This is a genomic window from Aliirhizobium smilacinae, from assembly GCF_006335145.1.
GTDB classification, from domain to species: domain Bacteria; phylum Pseudomonadota; class Alphaproteobacteria; order Rhizobiales; family Rhizobiaceae; genus Neorhizobium; species Neorhizobium smilacinae.
The window spans coordinates 220,604-235,049 of sequence record NZ_VDMN01000002.1 but is presented as its reverse complement, the minus strand read 5'-3'; the positions used below and the strand labels follow the sequence as shown (position 1 = coordinate 235,049).

The window sequence follows — 14,446 nt, the reverse complement described above, 5'->3', positions numbered from 1 at the left end:
ATGCGGCTCTTGTCACTGATCTCCTCATCTGCCGCCTGGCAAATGGGCCAATAAACCGGGGAACATTCATGAAGCTGAAACTGCTCGCAGCTCCGCTGCTGACGCTGGTGCTTGCCGCATTGCCTGCGCATGCTGCCGAAGAAAGTGCCACTCTTGCAAAAATTGCGGAGCGCGGTGAAATCACCGTCGGTCATCGTGATGGCGCAGTACCGTTTTCCTATTACGACGACCAGCAGAAGCCGATCGGTTATGCGATGGAAGTCTGCGCGCGCGTGGTCGATGCGGTGAAGGCGAAGCTCGGCAAGCCGGATCTGAAGGTCAGCTATATGGCCGTGACGGGCACGACCCGCATCCCGCTTCTGGTCAACGGCACCATCGATATGGAATGCGGCACGACGACCAATAATGCCGATCGCCAGAAGCAGGTAACCTTCTCGACGACGAACTTCGTCGCCGGCATCCGAATCCTGTCGAAAAAAAGCGCGCCGATCGCCTCGATGTCCGATGCCAAGGGCAAGACGGTGGTGACGCTTGCCGGCACCACGAGCGTGAAGCTGATCAACGCGGCCAATACCGCCGACAGCCTCGGTCTGAACATTCTGTCGGCCAAGGATCTGGCTGAAGGCATGCTGACGCTTGAGACCGACCGCGCCGTGGCACTGATTTTCGATGACGTGTCGATTGCCGGTGCTGCTGCCACATCCAAGTCTCCGCAAGACTACCAGATGTCCGCAGATCCGCTTTCGGTCGAGCCTTACGGCGTCATGCTTCGCCGCGACGATGACGGCTTCAAGTCATTGGTCAACGGCACGATCGAGGGGCTTTACAAGAGCGGCGAGATTAACGGCATCTACGAAAAGTGGTTCACCCAGCCTATCCCACCGAAGGGCATCAACATGAACTTCCCGATGTCGGCCCAGCTGAAGAAGGTCATTGCCAATCCGACCGACGATCCGAACCCGGATCTCTATCGCTGACCTTTTGTATTCTCTCGGTCGCGATTATCGGCTGAAGCCGAAACCGCGATCGGGAGTATCTCGCATTCGACGGACACCCTGATGAATTATCACTGGAATTGGTGGATCTTTTTCGAGCCTTCGCTCGATGGCACCAATACATACCTCACGACGCTCTTCTGGGGGCTTGGCTGGACCGCAGCGACCGCGATAGTTGCGTTCGCCATTGCGCTGGTGCTCGGCTCCATTGTCGGCGTGGCGCGTACCGCGCCAATTGGCTGGATGCAAAGGGCCGGCACGATATTCGTCGAAATCTTTCGCAACATTCCGCTGCTGGTGCAGATGTTCCTGTGGTATTTCGTGCTGCCGGAAATACTGCCGCGTGATGCAGGCATGTGGCTGAAACAGTTGCCCAATGCCCAGTTTTATACGGCAGCGGTCTGTCTCGGCTTCTATCACGCGGCCCGCATGGCCGAAGTCGTTCGCGCCGGGCTCTTGAGCCTCTCCAGGGGGCAAAAGATGGCGGGGCAGGCGCTCGGCCTGACCTTGCCGCAAACCTATCGTTATGTGCTTCTGCCAGTTGCCTATCGCATCGTCGTTCCGGCGATCACGTCGGAATTCCTCAGCTGCACAAAGAACACGTCGGTCGGCATCGCGATCGGCTTGGTCGAGCTGACAGGGACTGCCCGGGCGATGCAGGAAAACACGTTTCAGGTCTTCGAGGCTTTCGCCGCCGCGACTGTGCTTTATCTGGCGCTCAATATGGTCATCGTGTTTGCCATGCGCGCGGTTGAAAAGTCTGCGGTCATTCCGGGGCTCGGCAATCGCGTTGCGGGAAGGGGGCGCTGACATGCTGTCCGGTTTCGATTTTCAGACCATAGTCAACGCGCTTCCCTACCTGTTCCTGACAGGCATGACGTTCACGTTGACTTTGACTCTTTTCGCCACGATCGGCGGAATGATATTCGGCACGCTGCTTGCGGTGATGAGGTCGTCCGACAATCGAATTCTATCAGGCATCGCGGGCGGCTATGTGAATCTCCTGCGTTCCCTGCCGCTCGTGCTGGTCATCTTCTGGTTCTATTTTCTGGTGCCGTTCCTGGCGCAGTGGTTGACCGGCTCATCGAGTCCGGTTCGGGTAGATCCGTTCTGGTCGTCGGTGATCACTTTCACCCTGTTCGAAGCCTGCTATTTTTGTGAGATCGTGCGCTCGGGCATCCAGTCCCTGCCGCGGGGGCAGACACTTGCCGCGAGCGCGCTCGGCATGACCGACCGGCAGGCACTCATCTACGTGATCCTGCCGCAAGCTCTGCGAAACATGCTGCCGTTGATCCTGACCCAGACCATCATCCTCTTTCAGGACACGTCGCTCGTCTACGTGCTGTCGATCACCGACTTTCTCGGTGCCGCTGCCAAGATCGCCCAGCGCGATGGCCGGCTGCTTGAAATGTATGTGTTCGCCGCATTCGTATATTTCGTCATCTCCCTCATCGCATCGCAGGCAGTCAAACGGCTGCAGAAGCGTGTCGCGATCATCCGCTAGGGGCACTCCATGAGCATGATTACACTTCGAGACGTCAGCAAGACCTACGGAGATTTCCGGGTCCTGTCCGGTTGCTCTACCTCGGTTTCAAAAGGCGAGGTCGTCGTGGTTTGCGGACCATCCGGATCGGGCAAATCGACGCTGATCAAAACGATCAACGGGCTGGAGCCGATAGACAGCGGCAACATTACCGTCGACGGCACCGCAGTTTCTTCGCCGACCACAAATCTGCCGCTGCTGCGCGCAAAAGTCGGTATGGTGTTCCAGCATTTTGAACTTTTCCCGCATCTTAATATCCGCGAGAACCTGGCACTGGCGCAGATCAAGGTGCTGAAGCGCCCGCGGGACACGGCGCTGGAAAAGGGGGCGGCACTTCTGGAACGGGTCGGCCTTTCCGCCCATGCGGAAAAATTTCCGGGCCAGCTTTCCGGTGGGCAGCAGCAGCGCGTGGCAATCGCCAGAGCGCTTGCCATGGATCCGATCGCCATGCTGTTCGACGAGCCGACATCGGCGCTCGATCCGGAAATGATCAACGAGGTGCTCGACGTGATGGTCGAGCTTGCTCGCGACGGCATGACGATGATGGTCGTCACCCATGAGATGGGCTTTGCCCGCAAGGTAGCGAACCGGGTGATCTTCATGGATCGCGGTGAAATCGTTGAGGATGCCGACAAGAACGAGTTCTTCGGCAAGCCGCGCAGCGAACGGGCGCAGCAATTCCTTTCCAAGATCCTCGTGCACTGACTGATAGACTGGCTTGAAAATGGATATTGACGTCTCGAACGAAAACGGGCTGCTGCAGGCTGCGGCGAACCGAGCCGACGTGTTGGCGCACGAACGGATCGTGCTTTATGCAGGGGCAAACCTGCCAAGCAAGGCGGCACAGGATGCCTATGCGACAGGACTGAGCGCCTATCCGGCGATGGGGCCGAGTTTTGACAAGGAACAGCCGGAGACGGATCTCGTCTCACAGCTTGAAGTCGCCGTGAGGTCAGAGATCTGCGCGCTGTTTTCCTCCCAATGGGCGGAACCGCGGCTGCCAAGCTGTACGATTGCCAACATGGCGGTTTTCCATGCCTTTACCAAACCGGGTGATCTCCTGCTTGCGCCCTCTGCCGACCACGGTGGGCATCTGAGCCAGCGGCGCGGCGGGACGCCGGACCTTGCCGGGTTGGAGGTCCAGGATCTGCCTTTCGATATGGAGCGATGCCGACTCGATGCCGATGCGACGGCAACACTGATCCGAAAAACATCTCCCGCCATGGTCATGCTTGGACGCTCGGTGATGATCAAGCCGGATGATTTGGAGCCGGTCGTCAAGGCGGCCAGGCAAGTGGGCGCGAAAACGGTTTTCGATGCCTCACATGTCTCGGGTCTGATTGCTGGAGGAGCATTTCCCAATCCGCTTGCGATCGGTGTCGATGTGATGACCAGCTCGACCTACAAGACGATCGCGGGGCGACCGCACAGCATTATCGCAGGGCGAAATCGGGAGGACGGTGAACGACTGGCGGATTTCATCGACCGGAAATTCCTCGCCAATTACGATGCCGGCAAGCTGCCTCCGTTCCTCGTGACACTCCGGGAGACGCGCGAAGGTGCCAGAACCTATGCCGCGAAGGTTTGCCATAATTCGCGACTTCTCGCGCAAGCGTTGAGGGAACGGGGTGTCGAGGTTTTAGCACCAACCGAAGGCGAGCAGTTTACTCACCAGATCCTTGTGCCACTCGCGGCGCATCTCAGCCCGTTGCAGGTGATGAAGGGATTGGAAAAAGCCGGAATTCTGGTTGGCACGTGCAGAAATCCGATAAAGCCTGGCGAACATGCGCTTCGGATGGGTACGCAGTTCATCACTGCCCGGGGCTGCAATGATACCGACCTTCAGAAGATAGCGGAAAAGGTGAACCTGGCTCTCGCAACTTTTTGATGAGGCTATGGCGACGGAAAGGAGTTCGATGTATCCGGGTTGTCGAAACTGGTCGCACCACTCGCCCTTCCGGTATTGGATTGTCTGCACCTTAAGTGCCGAATGGCCACCTCTGTTACGGCGCTACCGCGAGGAGCTTGGGCCGATAGTGCGTCCCTCCATTCGATGCAAAAGATTGAGCGGTTAAAGCCCTGGATCCGACATCTGGGACATAGGCTCTACAAATAAAAAATATTGGAACGCCTCCAAAACCTGGCGGTCATGCAACGCAAGCGGTGCGCTGATTTGGTCGGAATCGGCAATAGTGTCGATTGTATGTGGCATCAAACACAAATTGTTGCGCATAAACTTGGGTTGCTAAAAGAGCAGAGTTAATGCAACACCTGACATATCTCGACACTGCACCTGGGATTAAAGCTGAATGCGCATTCGAACCGGTTTCATCGGCCTGTTTCTTCTACTGGCCCCGTCGGCATATTCTCTGGAACTCAGATCTCCGCCGGTTCTCTCGCCTCTGCAGAACCAGGCGGAAGCCGCTCAGTTGAGTGCGCAATTCCTGGGGCGATACGCATACAAGCCGGTTCCGCTCGATGATGCCCTGTCCGCAAAGATCATGGACCGGTACCTCAAAGCTTTAGATCCGGACCGGAGCTTTTTCCTGAAAGCCGATATCGACACGTTCATGGTCGACAGGACCAGGATCGACGATGCCATCATTGGCGAAGACCTGAAAATCCCGTTTTCGATTTTCAACGTTTACTCGCAGCGCGTTGTCGACCGCATGACGTTTGCGCGCAGCGCGCTCAAACAGGGCTTCGATTTCAGCGTGCAGGAAGACTACCCGCTTTCGCGGGAGGATGAGCCGTGGCCGCAATCGGAAACGCAGATCCATGACCTGTGGCGCAAAAGCGTAAAGAACGATTGGCTGCGGCTGAAACTGGCGGGCCAGTCAGATGCTACAATTCGCAATACGCTCGACAAGCGTTACGAGAACATCCAGCAACGTGTCTACACTTACAAGAGTGACGACGTGTTCCAGTCCTTCATGGCGGCCTACACGACCTCCGTCGATCCGCATACGGACTATTTCGGCGCTGCCGCCTCGGCTGATTTCGACATTTCGATGAAGCTTTCATTGGTCGGCATCGGAGCGGTCCTGCAGGAACGCGATGGTTACACGACCATTCGTGAGCTTGTGCCTGGGGGGCCGGCGCAATTGTCCGGGCAACTGGCGGTCGGGGATCGCATTATCGGTGTCGGTCAAGACAAAGATGGCGCAGTGAAGGAAGTGGTGGGGATTCGTCTCGACGAAGTCGTCCAGTTGATCCGTGGCGAGAAAGATTCCGTTGTGCGGCTCGATATCCTGCCGGCCGAGACTGCCGGGAATGGAACCCATCGCGTCATCAGTCTGGTCCGGGACAAGATCAGCCTTGAAAAGCAGGCTGCAAAAAAGACCATCCTTCCCGTGGAGGATCGTGGTGTCGCTCGTAAAGTCGGGGTGATCACCTTGCCGGCGTTTTACGAGGACTTTGAGGCACGGCGAAAAGGCGACAAGGACTACAGAAGCGCAAGCCGGGACGTCGCCAAGCTTCTGGGCGAACTGAAGCAGGAAAATGTCGATGGCGTTCTGATCGATCTGCGCGACAACGGTGGCGGTTCGCTGGCCGAGGCGATCGATTTGACTGGCCTGTTCATCGGAAAAGGTCCCGTTGTTCAGCAACGTGATGCCACGGGCAGGGTCGAGGTCGAAAGCGATAATCTATCCAAGCCTGCATGGGCTGGCCCGGTCGGCGTCTTGATAAATCGAGGTTCAGCATCGGCCTCTGAAATCTTTGCCGCCGCCATACAGGATTACGGCCGTGGCGTTATCATCGGCGAACCCAGTTTCGGCAAGGGGACGGTGCAGACCGTGATCGATCTTGATCAGGCAGCCCACAACAGCACGCCGAAATTCGGTCAGCTGAAGTTGACGATTGCCCAGTTCTTCCGGGTCGATGGCGGTACGACACAGCTGCGCGGCGTGACGCCCGATATAAGTCTGCCTGGTCTTTCGGACCCCAAAACTCTTGGCGAGGCGAGTTACGACAATGCGTTGCCATGGGCCAAGATCAAGCCCGCGAAATATACCGCGTCCGGCAAGACGGCCGCGTTGCTGCCGCAACTACAAAGCCGCCATGAAGATCGAGTGAAAAACGATCGGGATTTCCAGCGCTTTGTAGAGGACGCCGCCGAATTGAAGGCGCAGCGAGAAAAGCGCGTGATTTCGCTCAACGAGACCGAGCGCCGAAACGAAATGACGGCTCTCGCAAACCGCCTGAAGGCGCGCGAGCAGGCGGATGACGGTTTTCTTCGTAGCGAGGACGATGGTCTGCAGGCAAACGAACGTAGCCTGAGTGCCGATCTTGCGATCGAGAATGCTCGCAAGAACGCGAAGGACGTCTTGAGAACGGAAGCTGCCTCCATCGTTGCCGACGAGGCGGAGTTACTGGCATCCGGGCGAAAGGCAAGCGTGCGGCCGTAAGGGCTCAACGCAACCTCAACGGCCTTCGGCAGGACGTACTGAGCAGCGGGCGGGACCAAAATTGGCCTGCCTGCTTTGGCACCGAGCGGATCGCCGCCACGGCTCTGCTCGATACTCGCAGGCAGCTATTGATCCTGCATCAGATGCTGGATCCGGCTGATGATCTCATCGAGGATTGCGATCCGCTGCCCACCACTTGGGCGTATCGCGAAATAGGAAACCTCGATGCTCGGTTCGAAGGGAATCGCAACCACCTCCGCTCCCGCGGATCTCAGGCTCGTCTGATCGACAATCCCAATTCCCATGCCGGCAGCGGCGAAGTAGCAGCAGTTCAGCATGGATGTCTCCATCGTGCTGACCGGCTGATGATCCTCGCGCGAGAAGGCTTTGTCCAGAGAAAGGCGCAAAGGGGAATTCCTGCCCGGTATAAGCACGCGCTCATCGATCAGGTCGGCCGGCGTGATAACGGAACGTCCCGCCAACCGGTGGCCCGGTGCCATCGCAGCAACTGCAAGCGCGCTATGGAGGCGAACGACGTTTTTTTCCGCCATGCGCGGCGAGGCGAAGACCAGACCGAGATCGTAGCGGTTCTGCTCCACCATGTCCCAGATATAGCGGCTGTTTTCGACCTCGATCACCAGCGGGATATCGAGGCGCTGACCGATCACGTCAATGATAGCTTGGTGCAGATAGGGACGGACGAGCGATGTTACGCTGGCGATACGCAGGACTGTATTCTTGTGCAGGCGTATATCGTCGGCGGCTTGAGCAATCTGGTCGAGGCCAAGATAAAGGCGCTCGACCTCGCGATAAAACTGCGTCGCCTCCGCAGTGGGGACAAGGCGTGCGCCGATCCGCTCGAACAATGTCATCTGGACGATATCTTCAAGGTCGCGGATGAGCCTGCTTACGGCCGGTTGGGTAACGTTCATCGCATCTGCAGCAGCGGTAATTCCGCCAGCCATCATCACAGCCCGAAAGGCTTCGACCTGTCTTGGTTTCAATCGCATGCTTCAAGTCTCCTCCATAACATTTAGGCATGGATCGAATACGAAATGCAATTTTTCTTTCTCGTAAGAAAGCTTTAACTCATTTCCACCCCGCAGGGAGAGTGCGGAGGTCGGACAACCCGGAGGAGTCCCCATTATGAAGTTTTCTGTGTTCGCAGCCGCAATGGCAGCATCCGTTTTCGCCATGCCGCTCGCAATCCAGGCCCGGGATCTTACCGTTGGTCTGTCCGCCTCGACGACGTCCATGGACCCGCAGTTCTATGTCGTCGGCCCGAACAGCGCGATGGCGCGCAATATTTTCGACGGTCTAGTCAACCAGGATGAGAAGCAGCAGATCCAGCCGGCATTGGCTGTTTCCTGGAAGATCGTTGATGAGACGACCTGGGAATTCAAGCTGCGCGAAGGCGTGAAATTCCACGACGGCAGCGATTTCACCGCTGAAGACGTGGTGGCCAGCATCAAGCGCATTCCGCTTGCCTCGACCAACAGCCCGAGCTCGTTTGCCGCTTACGTCAAGGCGATCACGGAAGTCACCGCCGTCGATCCGCTGACCGTGCGGATCAAGACGTCGGGTCCGACGCCGCTGCTTTTGAATAATCTCAGCCGTATCGCCATTCTGCCGGCCGAGATGGAAAAGGTGACGACCGGCGAGATGAATACCGGCAAGGGTGTCATCGGCACCGGCCCGTTCAAGTTCGTTTCCTGGTCACCGGATGACAATGTCGTCGTTGCTAAGAACGCTGACTACTGGAGCGAAAAGGCCGCCTGGGATAAGGTCACATTCCGCGTCTTCAAAAACCCAAGCGCCCGCGTCGCCGCCATGCTTTCCGGTGATGTCGACATGATCGAGAACATCCCGACGGCCGATACCCGCCGTCTGGAGGCGTCGGACAAGATGAAGGTCGTCAACATTGCCGGCAACCGCATCATGTATCTGCACATGGACCAAAACCGCGCGGAATCGCCGTTTGCCAAGGGTCCGGACGGCAAGAACCCGCTGCTGAATGCCGATGTACGCCGGGCGCTGTCGCTGTCGATCAACCGCGAAGCGCTTGTCGACCGCATCATGGACGGCCAGGGCGTGCCGGCCGGTCAGGTCGTGCCTGAGGGCTATTTCGGTTATGATCCGGCCATCAAGGTCGATGCCTATGATCCGAACAAGGCCAAGGAACTGCTGGCAAAGGCCGGTTATCCGAATGGCTTCTCGCTGACCTTCCATGCCTCGAACGACCGTTATCCGAACGATAGCAAGGTTGCACAGGCGATCGGCCAGTTCTTCAGCCGTGTCGGTATCAAGACGGAAGTCGCGACATTGCCGGGTAGCGTTTATTTCACCCGCGCCTCGAACCTCGAGTTCTCGTTCATCATGGGCGGTGCGGCGGTCGAAACCGGAGAAGCTTCCGGCGTTCTCGGGCCAATTCTCGAAAGCTACGGCGAGAAAGCCGGCCAGGGCAATCGTGGTCGCTATTCCAACCCGGAATTCGACAAGGCTCTGAATGAAGCCCGTTCGACGCTCGACGATGCCAAGCGTGAAGAGTTGCTGAGGAAGGCAACGGAGATCGCCATGACGGACCTCGGTGTCATCCCGGTCTTCTATCTGGCCAATACCTGGGCGGTGAAGAGCGACATCGCCTATGCCGGCCGCTCCGATGCCTACACGCTTCCTTATTACGTAAAGCCGAACTGAGCCCGGCGTAACAACGATAAACAGGAGCGGTCCACCATGTCCTTCAGCGGTGTATTCCCCTATCTCGTCTCGCCGATCGACCAAACCGGCAAGGTGATGCAAAACCTTCTGACGGATCTGGTGGATCATCTCATCGATGAGGGTGTCCACGGTCTGGCGCCGCTCGGCAGCACGGGTGAATTTGCCTATCTCTCCCAAGAGCAGAGACGCCGCGTCGTCGATACTGTGATTTCGGCCAGCAGTGGCCGGGTCCCAGTTGTCGCCGGCGTGGCGTCGACCTCGACTGCCGATGCCGTCGCCCAGACGGAATATATGGTGGATGCAGGAGCGGACGGTATTCTGGCAATCCTCGAAGCTTATTTTCCGGTGAGCGACGAGGGCGTGGAAGCCTATTTTACAGCGATTGCCAAGGCGGCCAAAGGTCGACCGGTGGTGCTCTACACCAATCCGCAGTTCCAGCGTTCCGATCTGTCACTGCCGGTGATCGAGCGGCTGAGCCACATCGAAAACATCCGCTACATCAAGGATGCCTCCACCAATACCGGTCGTCTTCTTTCTATCATCGAGCGTACCCGTGGTCGGATGGAGGTGTTTGCTGCCTCCGCGCATATTCCGACCTGCGTGATGATGATTGGCGGTGTTGGCTGGATGGCCGGTCCAGCCTGTATTGCGCCAAGACAGAGCATCGAACTCTACGAAGCTGCCAAGGCGGGTGACTGGACGCGCGCAATGGAGTTGCAGCGGCCGCTGTGGAAACTGAACGAGATCTTCGCGAAATATTCGATCGCCGCTTGTGTCAAGACGGCGCTCGACCTGCAGGGTTTTGCCGTCGGCGCACCGATGCATCCGCAAATGCCGCTGAATGATGCGGCGCGGGCGGAAATTGCCGGCGTGTTGCGCGATATAGGCGCGCTCTGAAATTTCTGATCCCACACATTGAAGGCATTTGAGAATGAAGCCGATTTCGATCATCGTCGATTGTGATCCCGGTATCGACGACACGATTGCGCTTTTAACCGCATTCGTGTCGCCGGAACTGAACATCCTCGGCATTACGCCGGTCAGTGGCAACCAGCCGCTGGAGCGGACGGTGCGCAATGCGTTGCAGGTCTGCGAACTCGGAAACCGCACCGATATTCCCGTTTATGCCGGCTGTTTCCGGCCGATGTTACGCGAGCCGATCCATGGCCAGTTCCATGGCAAGACCGGGCTTGGCAACACGACCTTTCCGGAGCCGGTGAAAAAGGCGGAAGACATGTCCGCTGTCGATTTCCTGGTCGAGGCGCTTGGCAATGCCGCCGAAACCGGCGAGCGCATTACGCTCTGCTGCCTTGGCCCGCTTACCAATGTCGCCGTTGCCTTGCGCATGAAGCCGCAACTCGCAGACGGCATCGAACGTATCGTCATGATGGGCGGTGCCTATCGCGAGCCAGGCAACCGGACGATGACCTCGGAATTCAACGTTCTGGCCGATCCGCATGCAGCCCATGTAGTATTCTCGAGCGGCATCCCGATCGTAGCGCTGGCGCTGGACGCCACCCATCAGGTCATGCTGAAGCCTGAACATGTCGCCGAGTTTTCCCGCGTCAGTGGCCGCATTTCGCAAACGCTTGCCGAACTCATGGCCTTCTGGGACCGCAACGACGTGCGCCGTTACGGCTCGCGCGGTGGCCCGCTGCATGATCCGCTGGTCATGGCCTATATCCTGACGCCGCATCTCTTCGAAACACAGAAGGCGCGCGTTTTTGTCGAATACGAAAGCGAGCTCTGCATGGGCCAGACAATTGCCGACTGGTATGGCAAGAGCGGCTTGGAGCCGAATGCTGATATCGTCACCAAGGTCGATGCGGAAGGCGTGATCGCCTTCTTCCTCGAGCGTCTTTCGCGTTACGCAGAAAAGGCTGTCGCATGAGCATCCACAAGGTCATCATCGATGCGGATCCGGGCGTGGACGATGCCGCCGCCATCCTGATGGCGCTTGCTTCGCCGGAAATCGAGGTGCTCGGATTGTCGATCGTGGCCGGCAATGTCTCGCTCGAACATACCGTGACGAATGCCTGCAAGCTGGTTGGCGTGAGCGGTCGTCGTAACGTGCCGGTTTTTGCCGGTGCCAGCGGCCCGCTGGTGCGCGAGCAGGTTTTTGGCAAATATGCCCGCATCGGCTCGTTCGATGATAGGCTGGTCAAGGCGGGCGATATCTTGCCTTCGAAAGAGAGTGCGATCCAGTTTATCGTGCGTTCGGCCCGCGCTGCTGTAGCGGCGGGCGAACAGATCACCATCTGTGCCATCGGCCCGCTCACCAATCTGGCGCTGGCGCTGATCCAGCACTCGGATGTCGCGCGCGGCATTCGCCAGATCGTATCGATGGGCGGTGCCTTTACCGCACTCGGTCACCGCACACCATGGGCCGAATTCAACATCTATGCCGATCCGCATGCGGCCGAGATCGTTTTCCAGTCCGGCGTGCCGATCGTGCTGATGCCGCTCGACATGACCTTCCAGGCTCTCTTTACCACCGAGCATTTCAAGCGGTTTCGCGCCGGCGGCGAGGCGGGTGCAGCGCTCCATAACCTCTTCTCGACCTTCGATCGCAGCGACGAAAAACGCTTCGGTCGTCCAGGCGGGCCGATCCATGACGCGACGACGATCGCCTGGCTGATCCGCCCCGAACTGTTCACCAGCCGTGAGGCTTTTGTCGGCGTGCAGGTCACCGGCCTGACGATGGGTTATACCTATGCCGATTTCTACAAGAAGATGGACCGGTCGGCCAATGCCACCGTCGTCACCGAGGTCGACGAGGCCGGGTTCATCGAATTGCTGATCGAGCGCATCGCTCGCCATGGCGGCGAAGCGATCGACGGACAAACCCTTGGAGGCTCACACGCATGAGCGGATATCTTTTAAGCCGGTCGCTGCAGACCGTGCTCACACTCCTCGTCATGTCGGTTCTGGTCTTTGCCGGCCTCTATCTGGTCGGCAACCCGGTCGACGTGCTCCTGAGTTCGACGGCGACGCCGGCCGAACGTCTTCAGGTCATCCAGTCCTTCGGCCTCGATCGGCCGGTGTGGGAACAATACTGGCTCTTTTTGACCCGTGCGCTGTCCGGCGACCTCGGCAACTCCTTTGTCTTCAACCAGCCTGCTCTAACGCTGATCCTGAACCGCATGCCTGCGACGCTGGAACTCGCGTTCGTCGCGTTGTTCATGGCCCTGGTCATCGGCATTCCGCTTGGGGTTTATGCTGGCCTGAAGCCGAAGGGCTTCATTTCCAAGTCGATCATGACCTTTTCGATCCTTGGATTCAGCCTGCCGACCTTCTGGATCGGTCTGGTGATGATCATGCTGTTCAGCGTCTATTACGGCTGGCTGCCGTCGTCCGGTCGCGGTGATACCGTCAACGTACTCGGCGTGCCGCTTTCGCTGTTTACGCTCGATGGCCTGTCGCATCTGCTGTTGCCGGCCTTCAATCTGGCGCTTTTCAAGATCTCGCTGGTCATTCGTCTCACCCGCGCCGGCGTGATGGAAACCATGCAGCTCGATTTCGTCCGTTTCGCCCGCGCCAAGGGCCTGACGGAACGCCGCATCGTCACCGTACATGTGCTGAAGAACACGCTGATCCCGCTGATCACGGTCATTGGTCTCGAACTCGGTTCTCTGATCGCATTTGCCGTAGTCACCGAAACGATCTTCGCATGGCCGGGCATGGGCAAGCTGATCATCGATGCCATCGGCGTTCTCGATCGCCCAGTCATCCTCGCCTACCTGATGATCACTGTCGTGATGTTCAGCGTCATCAACCTTCTGGTCGACATTCTCTATTCGATCGTCGATCCCCGCGTCCGTCTTGAGGGGAACTCGTAATGACCGACAAGAATGCACCCTCGACCGTTTCGGTCCATGCCGCTGCCAATAGCGGCGCCAAAACAGCCTCGCGCTCTCCGACATGGGAAGTCATCTACGCGCTTCTGCATGACAAGCTGGCTTTGTTCGGTCTGGTTCTCGTAACAATCTTCATTCTCGCCGCCGTGTTTGCGCCGCTGATCGCGCCACAGAACCCTTACGATCTCGCACAGCTCGATATTCTCGACGGCCGCCTGCCGCCGGGTTCGGAAAGCATGTCGGGCATGACCTATCTGATCGGCACCGACACGCAGGGCCGGGACCTGTTCAGCGCCATCCTTTACGGCCTGCGCACCAGCATCCTCGTCGGCCTGTCGAGTGCGGCCATCGCGCTCGTCATCGGCGCCTCGATCGGTCTCACCAGCGCCTATGTCGGTGGGCGGACGGACTCGATCCTGATGCGGATCGTTGATATCCAGCTCAGCTTCCCCGCCATCCTGATCGCACTGATCTTTCTCGCCATTCTCGGCCAGGGCGTCGACAAGATCATTCTGGCACTGGTCGTGACCCAGTGGGCCTATTACGCCCGCACCATTCGCGGTTCTGCGCTGATCGAGCGCAAGCGTGCCTATGTCGATGCCGCCCGCTCGATGGCGCTGCCGGATCGCAGCATCCTGTTCCGCCATATCCTGCCAAACTGCCTGCCGCCGCTGATCGTCGTCGCGACCATGCGCGTTGCCTATGCCATCATGCTGGAAGCGACGCTGTCCTTCCTTGGGATCGGCCTGCCGGTTACTGAACCGTCTCTCGGCCTGCTGATTTCGAACGGCTTTGAATATCTGCTGTCCGGTGACTACTGGATCAGTTTCTTTCCGGGCCTTGCCCTTCTGTTGCTCATCGTCGCGATCAACCTGATCGGTGATGCCCTGCGCGACATCCTCAATCCGCGCCGGGAGGGCTAAG

The 14,446-nt window shown here is 58.3% G+C and carries 13 protein-coding genes; 12 read left to right on the top strand and 1 reads right to left on the bottom strand.

The features are described from left to right. Positions 1–68: 68 nt before the first annotated feature. The 6 genes from FHP24_RS11990 to FHP24_RS11965 all read left to right on the top strand — a co-directional run bounded on the left by FHP24_RS11990 (position 69) and on the right by FHP24_RS11965 (position 6,947). Positions 69–977 (top strand): transporter substrate-binding domain-containing protein, encoded by a 909-nt coding sequence (locus FHP24_RS11990; RefSeq protein WP_139676437.1) that lies wholly within the window; start codon positions 69–71, stop codon positions 975–977. 81 nt (positions 978–1,058) lie between these two features. Then, complete coding sequence (locus tag FHP24_RS11985; protein ID WP_139676436.1) at positions 1,059–1,805, top strand: amino acid ABC transporter permease; 747 nt, start codon at positions 1,059–1,061, stop codon at positions 1,803–1,805. 1 nt (position 1,806) lies between these two features. Beyond that, positions 1,807–2,499 carry an amino acid ABC transporter permease gene (locus FHP24_RS11980; RefSeq protein ID WP_139676435.1) on the top strand — a complete coding sequence of 231 codons (693 nt, stop codon included), beginning with the start codon at positions 1,807–1,809 and terminating at the stop codon, positions 2,497–2,499. Positions 2,500–2,514: 15 nt separating this feature from the next. Beyond that, the gene (locus FHP24_RS11975; protein WP_139676944.1) at positions 2,515–3,243 is read left to right on the top strand and encodes an amino acid ABC transporter ATP-binding protein; all 729 of its coding nucleotides are present in this window, start codon (positions 2,515–2,517) and stop codon (positions 3,241–3,243) included. 19 nt (positions 3,244–3,262) lie between these two features. Continuing rightward, positions 3,263–4,426 carry a PLP-dependent transferase gene (locus FHP24_RS11970; protein ID WP_210237825.1) on the top strand — a complete coding sequence of 388 codons (1,164 nt, stop codon included), beginning with the start codon at positions 3,263–3,265 and terminating at the stop codon, positions 4,424–4,426. Between the two features lie 421 nt (positions 4,427–4,847). After that, positions 4,848–6,947 (top strand): carboxy terminal-processing peptidase, encoded by a 2,100-nt coding sequence (locus FHP24_RS11965; RefSeq protein ID WP_139676434.1) that lies wholly within the window; start codon positions 4,848–4,850, stop codon positions 6,945–6,947. A gap of 125 nt (positions 6,948–7,072) precedes the next feature. Here the strand turns inward: FHP24_RS11965 and FHP24_RS11960 are convergent, their stop codons facing one another. After that, the gene (locus FHP24_RS11960) at positions 7,073–7,957 is read right to left on the bottom strand and encodes a LysR substrate-binding domain-containing protein (RefSeq protein ID WP_139676433.1); all 885 of its coding nucleotides are present in this window, start codon (positions 7,955–7,957) and stop codon (positions 7,073–7,075) included. Between the two features lie 136 nt (positions 7,958–8,093). Here FHP24_RS11960 and FHP24_RS11955 point away from each other — a divergent pair, with 136 nt between their 5' ends. Genes FHP24_RS11955 through FHP24_RS11930 form a run of 6 tightly spaced genes read left to right on the top strand, consistent with a single transcriptional unit; the run spans position 8,094 to position 14,445 of the window. Further along, positions 8,094–9,644: an ABC transporter substrate-binding protein gene (locus FHP24_RS11955; RefSeq protein ID WP_139676432.1), complete on the top strand. Its 1,551-nt coding sequence runs from the start codon at positions 8,094–8,096 to the stop codon at positions 9,642–9,644. A 36-nt stretch (positions 9,645–9,680) separates the two neighbouring features. Beyond that, a complete protein-coding gene (locus FHP24_RS11950) occupies positions 9,681–10,562 on the top strand; it encodes a dihydrodipicolinate synthase family protein (protein WP_139676431.1) in 882 nt (293 codons plus the stop codon). Positions 10,563–10,596: 34 nt separating this feature from the next. Next, positions 10,597–11,556: a nucleoside hydrolase gene (locus FHP24_RS11945; RefSeq protein ID WP_139676430.1), complete on the top strand. Its 960-nt coding sequence runs from the start codon at positions 10,597–10,599 to the stop codon at positions 11,554–11,556. Then, positions 11,553–12,533 (top strand): nucleoside hydrolase, encoded by a 981-nt coding sequence (locus FHP24_RS11940; RefSeq protein ID WP_139676429.1) that lies wholly within the window; start codon positions 11,553–11,555, stop codon positions 12,531–12,533. Before FHP24_RS11945 ends, FHP24_RS11940 begins: the two co-directional genes overlap by 4 nt. Next, complete coding sequence (locus tag FHP24_RS11935) at positions 12,530–13,504, top strand: ABC transporter permease (protein ID WP_139676428.1); 975 nt, start codon at positions 12,530–12,532, stop codon at positions 13,502–13,504. The genes FHP24_RS11940 and FHP24_RS11935 overlap by 4 nt, the downstream gene beginning before the upstream one ends. Next, on the top strand, positions 13,504–14,445 hold the full coding sequence (locus tag FHP24_RS11930) for an ABC transporter permease (RefSeq protein WP_139676427.1): 942 nt from the start codon (positions 13,504–13,506) through the stop codon (positions 14,443–14,445). Before FHP24_RS11935 ends, FHP24_RS11930 begins: the two co-directional genes overlap by 1 nt. Position 14,446 lies beyond the last annotated feature (1 nt).